Raw genomic sequence first — 16,592 nt, 5'->3', positions numbered from 1 at the left:
AGACGGGTCGCCGGAGACCAGTCCTTCAGCGGAGGCGGAGGCCATGGACTGTCGCCGATGCTGGGATGTGTCGGAAGGGGACAGGAAATGGTTGCCATCGGGTTCGTGCTGCTGGGTGTCGGGCTGCTGGTGGGGGTGCTGCTCGCGCTGGCCGACCCGGTGCTGCTCTCCCGCATCAACGGGGAGCCCGCGCAGGGCGGCAGCGGCCGGTTCATCGAGGCGGACGTCGTACGGCTGCCGTCCCGCTCGGAGGACCACGAGTCCAAGGCGGCCTGAGGACCCGGCTCGCGCGGGCATGGTGCGCGAGCCATCGCGGGGGCCGTTGGGGGACGGTGCCCGCGAGCGGCCCGCGACCCAGAGGGGACGGATCGCGGGCCGACTTCCATTAACGTGGCGTGTATGAGCAACGGTTTTGAGACGCTGGCCATCCACGCAGGTCAGGAGCCAGACCCCACAACGGGTGCGGTGGTGCCGCCGATTTACGCGACCTCCACCTACAAGCAGGACGGCGTGGGCGGTCTGCGTTCCGGATATGAGTACAGCCGTTCGGCCAACCCCACCAGGACCGCGCTCGAAGAGGCGCTGGCGGCGGTGGAGGGGGGCGTGCGCGGGCTGGCGTTCGCCTCGGGGCTGGCCGCCGAGGACACCCTGCTGCGCACGGTGTGCAAGCCGCAGGATCACGTCATCATCCCGAACGACGCGTACGGCGGCACGTACCGGCTGTTCGCCAAGGTGCACCAGCGCTGGGACCTGCACTACGACCCGGTCCCGCTGCACGACCTCGACGCCGTCGCCGCGGCGATGACGCAGAAGACCAAGGTCGTCTGGATCGAGACGCCCACCAACCCGTTGCTCGGCATCGCCGACATCGCCGCGCTGGCGCAGCTGGCCCACGACAACGGGGCGCTGCTGGTGGTGGACAACACGTTCGCGTCGCCATACCTGCAGCAGCCGCTCCAGCTGGGGGCCGACGTCGTCGTCCACTCGACCACCAAGTACGTGGGCGGCCACTCCGACGTGGTCGGCGGTGCGCTGGTGACCGTCGACCGCGGGCTCGGGGAGGAGCTGGCCTACCACCAGAACGCGATGGGCGCGGTGGCCGGGCCGTTCGACGCGTGGCTGACGCTGCGCGGACTCAAGACCCTGGGCGTACGCATGGACCGCCACTGCGACAACGCCGAACGCGTCGTCGACCTGCTGCTCGCGCATCCGCGGGTGACCCAGGTCCTCTACCCGGGGCTGCCCGAGCACTCGGGGCACGAGGTGGCGGCCAAGCAGATGCGGCGGTTCGGCGGCATGGTGTCGTTCCGCGTCGCCGGGGGCGAGGCGGAGGCCGTGGAGGTCTGCAACCGGGCCAAGCTCTTCACGCTGGGGGAGTCGCTGGGCGGGGTGGAGTCCCTGATCGAGCACCCGGGCAGGATGACACACGCCTCGGCGGCCGGATCGCCGCTGGAGGTGCCCGCCGACCTGGTGCGGCTGTCGGTCGGCATCGAGACCATCGACGACCTGCTCGCCGACCTCACTCAGGCGCTCGGCTGAGCGGCTGTCCCGGCCTCAGCCAGGGACCACCATCAGGAACAGGATCACCAGCCAGATCACGGACACGAGCCCGCTGATCGCGGCGATCCTGCCGATCTGCACCTTCGCGTCGTCCTCGGCGCTCTCGCTGGAGAGCGCCCGCAGGGCGGTGCGCAGGTCGCGGTCGATGATGACGAGCAGCACGGCGGCCACGATGAACAGCGTCATCGAGGCCGTCATGTACCACTTGCCGAGCAGCCCGCCGCCGAGCACCGCGCCGAGCGCCAGCCCGAACACGAACACGCCCAGGGTGCCGAGGCTGTAGATCCTCGTCATGCGCTGGATGATCTGCAGCGCGGGCACGTTCTTGGTGCGGATGACGCGCGGCGCGGTCATAGTCGCGGCGGTGACCGGGCCGATGGTGAAGATCGCGAAGCCGATGTGCAGCCAGAGAAGCAGGGACGACATGCCCGAGAGACTAGTCCCCGACGATCTCGGCAGTGGACTCGACACTCTCTTTGCCCTTCATGGAGCACCACATGATCATTTCTGTGGTCGCGACGGCGACGACCATCAGGACGATGAGCAGAACGGTGGCTATCATGGGCACCCCTCCTTCCCCGTATCGGCCGTGAATATCGTCCGTAATGACTAGACGGCTGTGCAACGGAATAAGTTCGGCGCGGGTATGGTTGGTCCCTGTCATTTTTTCTTACCGTTAGGGCACAAGGGGGTGCCGTCCGTGGCCATCAGGCACGTCAAGCCGTACTCCGACGAGTGGCTGCAGCAGCCGACCAGCTATGTGCGGCAGGTCATCGGCATACTCGGACCTGAGGTGGCGGACTGGTGGGAGGGTCCCTGCGATCCGCGTGACGCGACGCTGAAGCTCGCGGACGGGACCGCGCTGGTCTGGGACGAGGAGAGCGGCTGGCGCCTGGGCGCGTTCGTCTCAGGCGGCCGCGGGGCCCACAGCGAGCTGACCGGCGTCCGCTACCTGGGCCATGGCCTCCTCCCCAAACCGGAACGCATCCCTTCGGCCCTCAGTGACGCCAGGGCGGGAGTCGGCGCCAGCTCGGCCTGGCGGCCCTGCTACCGATCCCACCGCAACTGCCACGACGGCTTCGACGTGGCCCTCGACTTCTACTCCCGCCTCATCGACGCCTGACCTTCAACTGCACGGGCCTCCGCAGGGGGGCGCTTCGCGCGGAGGCGGCTCCGGGCTCCTCTTACGGGGGGAGCCAAGCTCCCCCCGGCCCGCTCTCCCACCCCTTGGCCGATTGGGTGGTCAACCTGCTGGAGCCCGCCCTACCGGATGAGCAGGCACGTCGCCGGACGTCTGGACAACGGCGAGGTCGGATTGCGGACCAGCTCGTCCATCCGTGCACTGTCGGGCCAGGCCAGACACGGTGGGCCACTGAGAGCCTGCGGACAAATGATTTGGCCGTTGAGGCGAGGACCTGGACGCCGGGCCGAGGCCATCTTCGAGTGATTCGTCCGCGGACAGGAGCGGGCTCCCCTGGTAACTGGGGTGTTGTCTACGCATCTCGGCGGCCAGGAGCCCGTGGTTGTCTGTTCACACGCCCGCGTCCTCGGGCGCCGGCGATTGCGCCTCACCGGGGTGCCGATGTCCTGACCGCAGGCCGGTGTATCCGTCGGATCTGAACGATGCCGAGTGGGTGGTGCTGGAGGGCGAGGCGCGGGCGATGATGGCCGAGCTGGTCAAAGCGACGGGCAGGCCGATGGTGCACGATCTGCGGGCGGTACTGGACGCGATCGGCTATGTGATCCGGTACGGGATCGAGTGGAGGGCCCTGCCGATCGACTTCCCGCAGCATGCGGCGGTGTATGCGTTCTTCCTGCGCTGGTCCCGGCGTGGTCTGCCGGAGCGGCTGGCCGGGCGGTTACGCGGCCGGCTGCGGCTCATGGCCGGGCGGGGCGAGCTGCCGACGGCCGGATGCATCGACTCCCTTGCGTCGTAGCCGCAGGTCGCGGCTACGACGGTATCGGCTGCCTTGATATTACGGGGACGCTAGGCGCGGCTGCGACGTGCGGTCAATGCGTCAGGGCCGTTCCCGCATCCGGCCTTCGCCGTCGACCTCCACCTGCGCGTTCGGGCCGCCCTCGCCGCACTGCGGGCCGTTGGGGAAGCGGCCTTTGGGGGTGACGTCGATGGTGCGGTCGAGCACCTCCTTCTCGGCGGCGTCCGTGAGCCTCAGCCGTACGGTGGCCCGTTCCTTGCGCAGCCCCCCGACGTCGCCGAACCCGTACTTGCCGCCCTGGTCGGAGGGGAAGAGCTCCAGCTTGGGCTCGGTGCACCTACCCGCCTGACACACCTCCAGCTTCGCCGCTACCGCCCGGCTGGCGAGCGGGGCGGCGACATCCACCTGGACGCCCACGGGCGTGCCGATCAGCGTGCATCCTTGCTCACCCTGGCAACCGCAGAGGGTCACGGCGAGCGCGAGAACCGCGAGAAATCGATGCATGTCTCTGTAAACGTGTTCCGATCATGACCGGTTCGCGAACACGCCCTCGCCGGGACGTGCTCGCGGTGCCGGCCTTCGGTATGACATCGGCACCCCGGTGAGGCGCAATCGCCGGCGCCCTCCCTGAATGTGGAGCACCCCGATCGCCAGGCAGACGCGAACTGAGCACCTCAGGGGACGCTCCTGAGCCCATGATCGGCAGCCAGCGCCATGGTGAACCACACCACCCTCCCCTTGTCGTAAGATCAGGCGACTTCGTGAGAGTGGTAGGGCTGTGGACATCCGTGTGCTGGGCCCGCTGGAGGTCGTCGGCGACGACGGGCGGTCGTGTCAGATCGGCTCGCTGAAGATGCGGGCGCTGGTGAGCGTGCTGGTGCTGGCGGAGGGCCGGCCGGTGGCCCCTGGCGCGCTGGTCGACCGGTTGTGGGGCGATGAGCCACCGGTCGAGGCGATGGCGTCGCTGCACTCGTACGTGTCCAACCTGCGCCGCCTGCTGGAGCCCGGACGCCGGGCCAGGGCGCAGAGCCGGTTGCTGACGTTCGGGCCGGTGGGTTACACGCTGGCGATCGATCCGGAGCAGGTGGACTCGACGCGGTTCCTGCGCCTGGTCGGGCAGGCCGAGCAGGCGGCCGAGCCCGCCGAGGCGGAGCGGCTGGCGGGCGAGGCGCTGGCGCTGTGGCGCGGCGAGCCGTACCAGGACCTGGACGACCAGGCGTATGTGACCGCCGTCAGGGCGCGGCTCACCGAGGCCCGGGAGCGGGCCCGCGAGCTGCGGGTGAGCGCGGTCATCCAGCAGGACCGCCACGGCGAGTTGCTGGGCGAGCTGGAGGCCCTGACCTGCGAGCACCCGCTGCGCGAACGGCTGTGGGCGTTGCGGGCGCTGGCGCTCTACCGGAGCGGACGCCAGGGCGAGGCGCTGGAGACGCTGCGCACGGCCCGCCGGATCCTGGCCGAGGAGCTCGGCATCGACCCGGGCGAGGAGTTGCGCGCGCTGGAACGCGACATTCTCGGCCAGTCGCCGGCGCTGTTCCCGCACCGGCCGCCGCAGCCGCCCGAGCCGCAGGTGGGCGAGCGCGGGATCACGGGCCGGCAGGAGGAGCTGGCCGCGCTGGACGGGCTGCTGGAAGCGGCGGCGGGGGGCCGGACGGGGTTCTCGCTGATCACCGGGGAGCCGGGGATCGGCAAGACGCGGCTGGCCGAGGAGCTGGTGAGCCGGGCCCGTGCCAGGGGTTTCACGGTCGCGGTGGGGCGGTGCGCGGCGACGGAGGGCGCGCCGGCGTTCTGGCCGTGGGTGACGGTGCTGGAGCGGCTGGCCGACACGCTGCCGCCGCTGCCCGCCGACGTGCGGGCGAACCTGCCCGGAGTCGGCTCCGCGACCGGGACCGACCCCGAGGGCGCGCGGTTCCGCACCTATGGAGCGGCGGCACGGGTGCTGACCGCGGGCCAGCGGCCGGTGCTGGTGGTGCTGGACGACCTGCACTGGGCGGACCGGTCCTCTCTGCGGCTGCTGAGTTACCTGGCCGAGTACGTGCTGGACGGCAGGCTGGCCGTGGTGGGCACGGCACGCGACTGGCCGCAGCCCGAGGGCGCGCTGGCCGAGGCGTTCGAGGCGCTGTCGCGACGGCTGGCGGTGCGGCTGCCGCTGTCCGGCCTTTCGGCCTCCGACCTGGCTGAGCTGACCCCGGCGGGCACGGACGTGCGGGCGCTCAGGGACCGTACGAACGGCAATCCGTTCTTCGTCACGGAGCTGATGCGTTACCTGGAAGCCGGATCGACGGGCCGCGGCGGCACGCTGCCGCTCGGCGTGCGGGACGTCGTGCTCGGCCGGGTGAACCGGCTGCCCGAGCCGTCCGCCGAGTTGCTGCGGGTGGCGGCGGTGGCCGGACGGGAGTTCGACGTGACGGTCGTGGCCGAGGCCGCCGGGCTCGACCTGGACGCGGCGCTGGACCGGCTGGAGCCGGCCATGGCCGCCGCCCTGGTCGCGGAGGGGCGGCCCGGCCGGTTCCGGTTCGTGCACGCGCTGGTGCAGGAGGCGCTCACCGAGGTGGTGCCGGTGCTGCGGCGGGCCCGGCTGCACGCCGCCGTGGCCGCCGCGATCGAGTCACGTACCGGCGGCTCGGCCTCCGACCGGCTGGCCGCCGCCGCCCACCACTGGTTTCAGGCGATTCCCGCGGGCCACATCGCGCGTGCCTGGCGGGCGGCGTGGCGGGCGGCCGAGGAGGCCAAGCGGCTGCGCGCGTACGACGTGGCCGTCGAGCTGCTGGAGCGGGCCGACCGGGTGGCCGAGGACGACCCCGAGCTGGGCCCGGCCGAGCGGATGGACCTGCTGTTCGCGCTGGCCGAGGCCAGGTTCGGGGCGGGCGACTCGGTGGGGCAGGAGGCCGAGCTGACGCGGCTTCGCCGCCTGGCCAAGCAGGAGGGCGACCGGCGGCGCTGGATCGAGGCCGCGACCGGGTACGGCGGGCGCATCCTGCAACCCTGGAAGGTCTACGGCGACCACGACGCCGATCTGATGGCGGACCTGATGGAACTGGCCGCCGACGAAGGGCTGGAGTCATCGGCCCGGGCCCGGGTGCTGGCCTGTCTGGCGCTCCAGGCGTACTACCAGCCGGGGTGCGACCCCGCGGAGCGGGACCGGTGGAGCGCCGAGGCGGCGCGGCTGGCCCGCCAGGAGAACGACGCGACGCTGCTGGGCCGGGTCCTGTTCGCCCGCTACTACGCGCTGCTCGACCCGGACTCGGTGCGTCAGCGGCTGGAAGCGGGGGAGGAGATGGCGCGCGCCGGGCTGGAGGCGGGCGACGACGAGTTGCGCACGATCGGGCTCACCTGCCAGGGCGGCACGCTGCTGGAGCTGTGCAGGGTGCCGGAGGCCCTGGAGGTGCTGGCCGAGGCGGAGCGGCTGGTCGGCCGTACGCACATGCCGTATCTGCGGATCATCCTGGCCTGGCTGCGGCTGGGCCTCCTCGTCAACCGTGGCGACCTGGAGGCGGCCGAGTCGCTGCTCGCGGCCACCGCCGCCGAGCAGCGCGCAACCTCGATGTGGGGTGAGGAGACCACCACCGCGGGCGCCACGTACCAGGTCGCGCTCATGCGCCTGCGCCGCGGGGTGGCCGACGCGGTGCCGCCGCCGCAGGACATCTCGCACGAGCAGCTCGACCAGTTCAACAGGGACGGGCTCGCCCACTACCTGATGGTCAGCGGCCGGCTGGAGGAGGCGCGGCAGGTGCTCGGGCCGTGGGAGCGGCAACCGCCGATCCCACGCACGTTCGTCTACCTGTTCTGGCTGGTCATCCGCTGCGAGGTCTGGGCGGGGCTGGGCGACCGGCAGGCCTGCGCCGACCTGTACGAGCAGGCGTCCCCGTACGCCGGCCGCATGGGCATCGCGGGGCTGAGCATGCTGATGTGGCCGGTCAGCCGGGCGCTGGCGCAACTGGCCGAGGCTCTGGGCGACGCCGAGGCGGCGCGGCGGCACGCCGAGCACGCCGAGAGCGTGGAGCGGGAGCTGGCTCACCCCCACAGGTAGGCCATGCGCCGCCGGTAGCGACCGCCGGCCAGGGTGCTGAGCAGCAGCAGCGGCCTGGGCGAGGTCCTGCGCAGGTGGGCCTCGACGTCGGGCGGCAGCTCGGAGGTGATCCAGCCGAGCAGCGTGATCAGCTTGCGGAGACCGTACTGCTTCATGATCGCCTTGTGCCCCTCCGCGTCCTCCTCCGGCGTGATGTGAGCCATCATCAGCGGGATCCCGTCGGTCTCCTCGTGCGCCAGGTGCGCGCCGAGGGTGTCGGCCAGCGCGCGCAGGGCGGCCATGAGCCGCTCGCGCCGCTGTTCGGACGGGCCGGCGTCGAACGCCTGGAAGGCCTCGGTGCTCTCCCGGATCCAGTGGTCGCAGGCCTCGTGCTCGGCCTCCAGCGCGTCGATCGTGCCGATCGCCTGCGGCACCCGCTCCCGCAGCCGTGGCCAGACCGTCTCGTCCTCGGCGGTGTGGTGGTGGTGCAGCACGAACAGCACCCACGCGTGGTGCTCGCGCAGGGCGGCGATGCGCCGGCGGTCGCCGAGGCGGACCCGGCCGATCGTGGTGATCAGGTGTCCGAGGTCGCGGCGGAAGCCGTAGTGCGCCAGGTACATGTTGGTCATGTCGAGCGGCCCCGGCGCGGCGGCGGCCTGACCCGGCAGCGTGATCTGCGGCACGTTCGGGTGTGCGGTGGTGCGCATGGTCGTACTCCTTCTGGTTTGTCAGGGTGCCGTCATCGTGCTCTCCCGGTCTTGGGCGGCTCTGGAAGATCGGCTCCAAGAACGGCCCAAGACACCGTCATTAGCGTGCGCGGCATGACCCTCACGCTCCCCGCCACGACGTTTCGGAGCTCCGTGGTGTGCGCCTACACCTCGCTCACCCGCGACGAGCGGCCCATCACCTGGCCCGTCACCCCGTACACCGGGCCCCGTGGCACCATCGACGTCAGCACCGGCCTGACCTATCCCGGCAAAGCCGAGCGGGCGCGCCGCGATCCGCGCGTCGCGCTGCTGTTCGAGGGCGATCCGGTGGTGCTGGTTCAGGGTCGCGCCACCGTCCGCGACGCCGACCTGCAGGCCAACACCGACCGGTACGTCCGCGACTCCCAGGACAAGATCCCGGACGCCTTCGCGGGGCTGCCGTGGTTCCTGGTCAAGCGCTTGACCTGGTACTTCGCGCGGATCTACATCGAGGTGACGCCCGAGCGGATCACCTGGTGGCCGGGCGGCGACCTGACCCGCGACCCGCTGACCTGGACCTGCCCGCCCGGCACCACGGCCCCCGCCTCGGACCCGGCCCCGTCGGGTCCCCGCCTGCCCGCCCGCTCCGCGCCGCCCGCCGACTGGCGCCCGTACGCCCGCCGGGCCCGCGACCTGGGGCGGCCGATCGTGTCGGCGATGGCGGACGGCCGGCCCGTGACCGTGCCCGCGCGTGCCTTCTCCCGCACCACGACCGGGTACGACCTGCACCTGCCCGCCGGTGTGGCCGCCGTGCCCGGGCCGGTCTGCCTGACCTTCCACCGGCACGATCCCGGCATGCGGTGGCAGGAGAACGTCGTGCTGCTCGGCACCGCCACCGCCCATGGCGACGACCGGCTCACCGTCGCGATCGACCGCGCGCTGCCCGACTGGAGCCTGCCCGAGGACCGCCGCCTGCGGACCCGTTCCTTTCTCGGCCACGGCAAGCAGCTGAGGCGCCGGCTCCAGGCCGAGGCCGCCCGCCGCGGCCAGCCGGTGCCAAGAGTTCGCACGCGGGTGGATCATTCGTAGCTAGCCCGGCGGGCGATCACCTCTTCACGCGCCACCAGCGAACAGCCGGGGGCAGGAACTCCCAGCCCCAGCCCCCGGCGGCCCGGATCCACCAGGCCGGTCGCCGCAGACGCGTCGCCCACGGGGCGCACGCCACCGAACGCCCGCCGGTGAACGCGCCCACCGCCGTCCCTGCGCTCCAGAAAGGGACGGGGACGCGGTCGCCAGGAGGCCGCCGTCATGCGTGCTGATTGAGGAGCCGCAGGCTGACCTGGTGCGGTTCAGACGTACGCCGACCGGCGCCAAGCGAGCCCCAAGCTGCGGCCAAGAGCGATCGCCCATGGTGTAGGTGCTCAACCAGCACTACACGAGGGGAAATCGATGATCGGACGATCTCCAAGAAAGCGGTCGCGGCGCACGCCTCTTCGGGCGTTGCTGGCTGCGCTGGTCAGTCTCGTCATGATGGCGGCGTTCCCGCCCGCGCCGGCGGCGGCGGCGGGTACGGCCGGGTTAAGCGTATGGGGGGTGGTGTTATGCAAGTTCAGCGACGTGCCTGACGAACCCAGGTCACCCGAATACTTCAAGCAACTGTTCACCTCGGCGGGCAAGGGCAAGGGCGGGCTGTACGACTTCTGGGTCCAGCAGTCGTACGGCAAGCTCAACCTCGACCTCTCGACCGTCCAGGGCTGGTACACGCTGCCTTACACCAGGGCCCAGGAACAGCAGAAGGACCGGCTGACGAAATGGACCGACTGCGCCAAGAACTTCCAGAAGAAGCTGTGGCAGCTCAACCCCAACGGCATCATCGTCATCTGGAACGACGTCTTCGACACCTACGGCGCCTCGTCCTATCCGCTGACGCTCAACGGCACCCAGCGGAACTACATGGCGGTCTCGCTCGACAGGGAAGGCTGGCATCCGGCGATCGCGGCCCAGGAGATGGGGCACGGCTACGGGCTCGGGCACAGCTTCGCCTATCCGGACATGGAGTACGGGGACAGCTGGGATTCGATGAGCTCCTGGACGAGCGGGTGGTTCTTCAACCCGCCCGACGATCCCGACTTCGGCATCAAGGGACCCGGCCTGATCGCCCCCACCAGGATGTGGATGGGCTGGATCACGCAGGACCGCATCCGCGAATGCTCGACCGCCTGCGGGCCGGCCCAAGTGGTCGGACTCGATCATCCCGAGGTCGGCGGGCCCCTGGTGATCAAGATTCCAGGTGACGGCGGTGCTTTCTACACCATCGAGTACCGCACGAAAGAGGGGTGGGACCAGGGGATGCCGGGGAACTCCGTCGTCGTCCACAAGGTCGAACCCAGTGGCAGGTCGCTCCTCATGCCCGGCTGGAATGCCGCCTTGTGGCGTGCGGGCGAGTCTTTCCAGGTCGACCAGCTCCACATCGAGCTCGGACGCCTCGACGGAAACTCCGCCTGGGTGTGCGTCAACCTCCCGCCCTGCACCGGCACGTTCTGACACGCCGGCCGGCGCGCCGCCCGCCTTGGACGGCTGCGACGGTGGCGGCTGCGGCGGGCGTCGATCAGCGGCCGGGATCGCCCCGCTGGAGCTCAGCCGGCGGTGGCCATGGCCGTGACGCGTGGCCGGCCGTGACGCGTGGCCGGCCGTGACGCGTGGCCGGCCGTGACGCGTGGCCGGCCGTGACGCGTGGCCGGCCGTGACGCGTGGCCAAGCTGCCACCAAGCCTTCACCAAGGCCGGGATCAAGCGCTCTCCAAGAGCGAATTCCTATCTTCGGTCATGCGACCACGACGGACGACATGCCCGTTTCGAACGGAACGCAGCGCGCCGGCAAATCGGTGTGGAGACTCAACCACGGCAAGGAGAAACGTGCGAATCATTAAATCCGCGCAGATCGTCGCGGCGGCCACGCTGGCCACGGCGGGATTGGTGAGCGTCACCGGTCCGGCATGGGCTGACGGGCTCTACGGAGATTTCCAGAGCGGTAAGAGCCTCGGCGCGCAGACCAGCGGGTACGTGCCGATGAAGTGCCCGTCCACGTTGCCGTACATCGTCGGTGTCGCCGGCGAGACGACGATCAGCTCAGAGGCGGACGCGCAGCACACGAGCCTCGACAAATTCGAGATCGACGACGCCAACCGGACGGTTAAGGTCTACTTCTCCAATACGCAGTCGTTCGCGGATGCAGCCCATCACCCGATCGACGTCTCGCTCACGGTCACCCTGACCTGCTCGACCGAGAAACCGGCGCAGCCCCCTGTGCCGATGGTCAAGCAGCGGGTGGATGTGAACCCCCTCGGAACAATGGGCACCTTCATCCTGTGCCCGCCGAGTCATCCCAAACTCCGGAACGCCGTAGAGACCCATGAGCCCGAACTGGTGAATGTGGGATTCTCGGCCACTCCGGGAAGTCCTGGTGCCTCTGCCAGCTGGCGCAACGACAACGCCCTCTTCTACAGGCGAGGCGTGCTCCACGCGTACTGCACGACGTGACGACCTGTACGCTCTGGCGGCCGGCACGGGCGGGTGCCGGCCCGACCGGGATCGCCGGCACCCCTCAGGCCGGGGTGTGGAGGGTCAGCATGATGTGCTGGTCCTCGCCGTGCCGCACCGTGCCGGACCGCTCGAAGCCGACCTTCTCCAGGAGCCGGACGGAGCCGGTGTTGCCTTCGTACGGGTCGGCGTAGAGGGGACGGGCCTTCTCCTGCTGGAGGAAGAGCGTCAGGGCCCGGGTGCCGATGCCGCGGCCCCAGAAGTCGCGGCCGAACCAGTAGCCGATGAAGCGCCGCTCCTCCTCCCACCAGGCCACGACGTTTCCGGCCGGCTCACCGTCGACGACGACCGCCTGCACGAACACGGTGGGATCGGCCAGGATCCGGGTGGCCCAGTGGTGGAGGAAGCGCTCCCGGGGGCGGGGAGTGAACCTGGACCTCCGGGCCGCCTCCGGGTCGTGCTCCTGCGCCAGGAAGACCTCCAGATCGGCCTCCACCACGTCCCGCAACCGCACGTCATCACTCATGGCGAGCGAGTCTGGCACACGGCACCGACAAACTCAGCGGGCGCGGCGGAGGCGGAGGAAGTCGCTGACCACGTACTCGCCCAGGCGCTCGGCGCTCGGCGAGAAGACGCGTCCGCCGTTCCTGCGGGCCACCTCGTCCACGAACTCCTTCAGCCGGTCGTCGGCCGCCAGCATGAAGACGTTGATCGTCGCCCGGCGCCGGGTCATCTTGTCGACCTCGGCCAGCGTGAGCTCCAGCGTCTCGTGCGACGGCGGCCACTCGAACGCCGACCTGCCGTTGCGCATGAGGTGGGCCGTGGGCTCGCCGTCCGTGACCACCAGCACCACCGGCTCGAAGTCGGGGTGGCGGTCGAGGTGGCGGCCGGCGATCAGGAGGGCGTGGTGCAGGTTGGTGCCCTGGACCATGTCCCAGTCGAGGCCCGCCAGCTCGTCGGGCTGCAGCACCCTGGCGTAGTTGGAGAAGCCGATGATCTGGACCGCGTCCTGCGGGAACTTGGACGCCACCAGGGCCTGGAGCGCCAGCGCCGTCTGCTTGGCGGCGGCCCAGGTGCCCCGCAGGGCCATCGAGTACGACAGGTCCACGAGCAGGCAGACGGCCGCGGCGGTGCGGCGCTCGGTCTCGGCCACCTCGAAGTCGTCCACCGAGAGGCGGACCCCGACGCGCCCAGCGGAACCGGCGGTGCCCGGGGCGGTGGCGACCCCGCCGCTGCGCACGCCGTTCACCAGCGTGCGGACCACGTCGATGGGCTGCTCGTCGCCGAAGCGCCACGGCCGGGTCGAGCCCGTCAGCTCCCCGGCCGAGCCCGCGTCGTGCTGGTCGTGGTCGCCGCGGCGGCCCGCGTCGAGGGAGGAGAACACCCGGCGCAGCGCCGTCTCGCCCAGGCGGCGGACCGCCTTGGGGGTGAGCTCCAGCTTGCCCCGGCGGCGCAGGAGGTAGCCCTGCTCCTCCAGCTCGCGCTCGATGCGCTTGAGCGCCTCCAGGTCGTCCACGGCCGAGCGGCCGAGGGCGCGGCGTACGGCGGACTCGTCGATGTCGTCCAGCCTGGCGCCCGGGTAGTCCTGGCGCAGGGCGGTCTCCAGCTGGGTGAGGTCGGCCAGCTCCTCCAGGGCCGTGACGGCGTCGCCCATGCCCAGGGGCTCTTCGCCGGTGAGGCGTTCGGGGGCGTTCCATGCCAGATCGGGCCGGCGGGCGTAGAGGGCCTCGCCGAGACGGCGCATCTCGTCGGAGAGCCCGGCCTGGTCGAGAGTCTGGTTGATCAGGCCGGCGAGCTCCTCGCGCTGGCGCGGGGTCATCGAGGCCAGCATGCGCTGCGTGGCGGCGGCGCGGCGGGCCAGGATGTCGACGAGCTCCTCAAGGTTGCGCGGCTTTTCGGGGAACAAATCGCCATATTTCCCCATGAAGGCGTCGAAGTCGGCCTGGGTGTGCTGGCCGCGGGAGTCCTTGTCCAGCATGTCGTTCAGGTCCGCCATCATCTGGCGGACGCGTTCCATCGCCTCGGGATCGGGGTTGGCGAGGGCGTCCCGCAGCCCCCTGAACTGGCTGTCCAGGACCTCGCGCCGCAGCAGGTCGCGCAGCTCCTCGAACGTCTGGCGCGCCGCCGACGAGCGCCACTCGTACGTGCTCAGCTCCTGGATCGCGCCGGCCGTGTCCTCGGGCAGCCCGTCGAGCTCGGCCTCGCGCAGCCGCGCGTCGTCGGACGGGTCGGGGAACAGTTCGGCCCGCTCCTGCCCGATGGCCTTGTCGAGCAGCGCCCGCGCCTTCTCCAGGGTGCCGTCGAGCCGTCCGCGCTCGCGCAGGTCGCGCCGGCGCCGGCGCACCTCCCTGAGCATGTCGTCCAGCCCGCGGCGGTCCTGAGCACCGGGCAGGCCGCGCTTGAGCAGGTCGCGCAGGGCATGGACCGGCGTCGAACCGGACAGGATCGCGTCGCCCATCTCGTCGAGGGCCGCCCGCACGTCGTAGGGCGGGGCGAGGGGGTCGGGGCCGTCGTGGTACTCACCATAGCGAAAGGCCATCACGCACCCACGCTAACCCGATCCGCCCGTTTACGCGTCCCCGAAGACCTCCCACACCTCGTTGACGCCCCCGGCCTCGGGCGTGTAGTCGATCTTCACCAGTACGGGGTGCCGCACGGACTTGAGCGCCTTGGCCAGGTCCGCCGAGGTGCACGCCTTCTTGCCGAGCCCGTGCCTGTCGGCGTTGACCGGCCTGCCCGCCAGCCACCCGTCCCGGCAGCGCGCGGTGGTCCGGTAGAAGGTCGTGGCATGCGTGGACCCGAGCTTGACCGTCTTCGTGCCGGTCGTGAACAGGACCGTCGTGTCGTTGACGCGCTTGAGCGTCCCGCGGGCGGTACGCGAGCCCGGCCACTCGGTGACCAGGAACTCGTTGATCTTGACGGCGTCCGTGCCCCGGTACTCGACGCGGAGCGGCACGGGGCCGCGGGCCAGCCCGTCGGACAGATCCCCGGGCTCGCACGCCGTCCGGCCCAGCCCCTTGGCGTCGAGGGCCACCTGGCCCTCGGTCTCCTTCAGGTCGCACGCCACCGTGACCCGGCCGAAGGAGGCGCCGGTGTAGTCGAGCCGCACCTCCTCGGCGCCCGCCACCGGCTTGAGCCGGTAGCTCCGGAACTCGCCCTTCCGCACGAAGGTGGCCGCCTTGGGGACGATCCGCAGGTGCCCCTTCCCGTCGGCCCAGGCGTACCCGTACACGATCTTGGGCGCGGCGGCCTCGCTGGAAGCGGAGGCGGGCACGGCGATGAAACCCATGGCAAGAGCGGTGGCACAGGCAAGCAGGCGCATGGGCGGTCTCCCGGTCGGCGTGATCAGCTATCCACTATGACGCGGAAGACCGCCGGTATGTTCACGTGCGGTAGACGCTCACTCCGTCAAGGTCTTCCTTGGACAGGCGCCGCATGAGGTAAAGACCCTCCAGCGCGAACTCCAGGGCTGCTGCCGCGTGCCCCGGCGACTCCTCGCCCGCGCCCATGCCCAGCTTGGACATGACCTTGGCCAGGCCCGTGACCGGGCCCATCCGGTGGAGCAGCTCGCCGGCGGCGACCAGCTCGCCCGACTCCACCTGGGCGCCCTCGGAGAACTTGTCGATGATCGCCGACAGGTCCATGCCGCCCAGCCGGGTCCTGAACGTCTCCGCCGTGGCCCGGCGCAGCAGGTGGGCGAGGATCTCGGTCTCCCTGCCCTCCTCGCTCACCTCGAACTCCACCTTGCCCCGCAGGCTGTGGACCACCGGGGCCAGGTCGACCACGCGCGTGACGGCCTGCTCCTCGCCCGTCAGCGCCGCCCTGCGCACGGCCGAGGCCGCGGCGGTCTCCGCGGCGGCGATCGAGAAGCGCGCCGACACGCCGGAACGGGCGTCCACCGCCGTGGACTCGCGTACCAGCCGGGTGAACCTGGCGATGACCTCGATCAGGTGCTCGGGGACGTCGGCCCCGATGTCCGGCATGGACTCCTGGCGGATGAGCGTCAGCTCGTCCTCGACGGTCAGCGGGTAGTGGGTGCGGATCTCGGCGCCGAAGCGGTCCTTCAGCGGGGTGATGATCCGGCCCCTGTTGGTGTAGTCCTCGGGGTTGGCGCTGGCGATGAGCAGGATGTCGAGCGGGAGCCGCAGGTTGTAGCCGCGCACCTGGATGTCGCGCTCCTCCAGCACGTTGAGCAGCGACACCTGGATGCGCTCGGCCAGGTCGGGCAGCTCGTTGACGGAGAAGACGCCGCGGTTGGTGCGGGGGACGAGGCCGTAGTGGACGGTCTCGGGGTCGCCGAGGGTGCGCCCCTCAGCGATCTTGATCGGGTCGACGTCGCCGATCAGGTCGCCCACGGAGGTGTCGGGCGTGGCGAGTTTCTCGCCGTAGCGCTCGTCGCGGTGCTTCCACGCGACCGGCAGCTCGTCCCCCAGCTCTCGCGCGAGGGCCTGACAGCGCGTGCAGGCCGGCGCGTACGGATGGTCGTTGATCTCGCAACCTTCGACGACTGGGGTCCATTCGTCCAGCAGACCTGTGATGGTGCGGATGAGCCGGGTCTTGCCCTGGCCGCGCTCACCGAGCAGGACCAGGTCGTGCCCGGCGAGCAGGGCTCGCTCCAGGTTCGGCAGGACGGAGTCGTCGAAGCCCACGATGCCGGGGAATCGTGGCTCGCCTGCCCGCAGCTTGGCCAGCAGGTTCTCCCGGACTTCGGCTTTGACGGTGCGATGAACGTGGCCGCTCTCTCGCAACTCGCGGAGAATACGTGGCTGATGCACGGGATCGAGACTACGTCCCCCGCGAGCAATGCGGCAGAGAGTTTCGCATCTGGCGCAGATTTCGGATCTCGACCATTGCGTGACGTTTC

The 16,592-nt window shown here is 70.9% G+C and carries 16 protein-coding genes; 8 read left to right on the top strand and 8 right to left on the bottom strand.

All coding sequences use genetic code 11. The annotated features are described in order from the left end of the window. Positions 1–87: 87 nt before the first annotated feature. Entirely contained in the window at positions 88–276 is a 189-nt protein-coding gene (locus ACFKCF_RS21825) for a hypothetical protein (protein WP_394496138.1), read from the top strand. A 123-nt stretch (positions 277–399) separates the two neighbouring features. Beyond that, positions 400–1,539: a cystathionine gamma-synthase gene (locus tag ACFKCF_RS21820; protein WP_394496137.1), complete on the top strand. Its 1,140-nt coding sequence runs from the start codon at positions 400–402 to the stop codon at positions 1,537–1,539. Positions 1,540–1,554: 15 nt separating this feature from the next. Here the strand turns inward: ACFKCF_RS21820 and ACFKCF_RS21815 are convergent, their stop codons facing one another. Further along, positions 1,555–1,986, bottom strand: coding sequence for a hypothetical protein (locus ACFKCF_RS21815; RefSeq protein ID WP_394496136.1), 432 nt, complete (start codon positions 1,984–1,986; stop codon positions 1,555–1,557). Between the two features lie 10 nt (positions 1,987–1,996). Beyond that, on the bottom strand, positions 1,997–2,122 hold the full coding sequence (locus tag ACFKCF_RS21810; protein WP_394496135.1) for a hypothetical protein: 126 nt from the start codon (positions 2,120–2,122) through the stop codon (positions 1,997–1,999). A 138-nt stretch (positions 2,123–2,260) separates the two neighbouring features. Between ACFKCF_RS21810 and ACFKCF_RS21805 the strand changes: the two genes are divergently transcribed. Then, on the top strand, positions 2,261–2,683 hold the full coding sequence (locus ACFKCF_RS21805; protein ID WP_394496133.1) for a DUF6292 family protein: 423 nt from the start codon (positions 2,261–2,263) through the stop codon (positions 2,681–2,683). A 478-nt stretch (positions 2,684–3,161) separates the two neighbouring features. Continuing rightward, positions 3,162–3,497 (top strand): transposase, encoded by a 336-nt coding sequence (locus ACFKCF_RS21800; RefSeq protein WP_394496132.1) that lies wholly within the window; start codon positions 3,162–3,164, stop codon positions 3,495–3,497. Between the two features lie 81 nt (positions 3,498–3,578). On the opposite strand, the gene ACFKCF_RS21795 is transcribed toward ACFKCF_RS21800, so the two are convergent. Next, positions 3,579–4,001: a hypothetical protein gene (locus tag ACFKCF_RS21795; RefSeq protein WP_394496130.1), complete on the bottom strand. Its 423-nt coding sequence runs from the start codon at positions 3,999–4,001 to the stop codon at positions 3,579–3,581. A gap of 274 nt (positions 4,002–4,275) precedes the next feature. Here ACFKCF_RS21795 and ACFKCF_RS21790 point away from each other — a divergent pair, with 274 nt between their 5' ends. Next, a complete protein-coding gene (locus ACFKCF_RS21790; protein ID WP_394496128.1) occupies positions 4,276–7,524 on the top strand; it encodes a BTAD domain-containing putative transcriptional regulator in 3,249 nt (1,082 codons plus the stop codon). Here ACFKCF_RS21790 and ACFKCF_RS21785 read toward each other — a convergent pair. Beyond that, the gene (locus tag ACFKCF_RS21785; protein ID WP_394496126.1) at positions 7,509–8,210 is read right to left on the bottom strand and encodes a hemerythrin domain-containing protein; all 702 of its coding nucleotides are present in this window, start codon (positions 8,208–8,210) and stop codon (positions 7,509–7,511) included. The genes ACFKCF_RS21790 and ACFKCF_RS21785 overlap by 16 nt on opposite strands. A gap of 114 nt (positions 8,211–8,324) precedes the next feature. On the opposite strand from ACFKCF_RS21785, the gene ACFKCF_RS21780 reads away from it, so the two are divergent. The 3 genes from ACFKCF_RS21780 (at position 8,325) to ACFKCF_RS21770 (ending at position 11,728) form a co-directional block, all read left to right on the top strand. Next, a complete protein-coding gene (locus ACFKCF_RS21780) occupies positions 8,325–9,278 on the top strand; it encodes a hypothetical protein (RefSeq protein ID WP_394496125.1) in 954 nt (317 codons plus the stop codon). Between the two features lie 528 nt (positions 9,279–9,806). Next, a complete protein-coding gene (locus ACFKCF_RS21775; protein WP_394496123.1) occupies positions 9,807–10,733 on the top strand; it encodes a hypothetical protein in 927 nt (308 codons plus the stop codon). Positions 10,734–11,104: 371 nt separating this feature from the next. Further along, positions 11,105–11,728, top strand: a complete 624-nt coding sequence (locus ACFKCF_RS21770; protein WP_394496121.1) for a hypothetical protein — start codon at positions 11,105–11,107, stop codon at positions 11,726–11,728. A 64-nt stretch (positions 11,729–11,792) separates the two neighbouring features. On the opposite strand, the gene ACFKCF_RS21765 is transcribed toward ACFKCF_RS21770, so the two are convergent. The 4 genes from ACFKCF_RS21765 to ACFKCF_RS21750 all read right to left on the bottom strand — a co-directional run bounded on the left by ACFKCF_RS21765 (position 11,793) and on the right by ACFKCF_RS21750 (position 16,503). After that, the gene (locus tag ACFKCF_RS21765) at positions 11,793–12,254 is read right to left on the bottom strand and encodes a GNAT family N-acetyltransferase (RefSeq protein WP_394496120.1); all 462 of its coding nucleotides are present in this window, start codon (positions 12,252–12,254) and stop codon (positions 11,793–11,795) included. 33 nt (positions 12,255–12,287) lie between these two features. Next, entirely contained in the window at positions 12,288–14,267 is a 1,980-nt protein-coding gene (locus tag ACFKCF_RS21760) for a VWA domain-containing protein (protein WP_394496118.1), read from the bottom strand. Between the two features lie 30 nt (positions 14,268–14,297). After that, complete coding sequence (locus tag ACFKCF_RS21755; protein WP_394496117.1) at positions 14,298–15,050, bottom strand: hypothetical protein; 753 nt, start codon at positions 15,048–15,050, stop codon at positions 14,298–14,300. A gap of 61 nt (positions 15,051–15,111) precedes the next feature. Next, entirely contained in the window at positions 15,112–16,503 is a 1,392-nt protein-coding gene (locus tag ACFKCF_RS21750; RefSeq protein ID WP_394496116.1) for a sigma 54-interacting transcriptional regulator, read from the bottom strand. Positions 16,504–16,592: the final 89 nt, after the last annotated feature.

The organism is Nonomuraea sp. JJY05 (genome assembly GCF_043496855.1).
Classification (GTDB): Bacteria; Actinomycetota; Actinomycetes; order Streptosporangiales; family Streptosporangiaceae; genus Nonomuraea.
The sequence above is the reverse complement of the archived record's forward strand: the minus strand, read 5'-3'. Positions and strand labels throughout refer to the sequence as shown.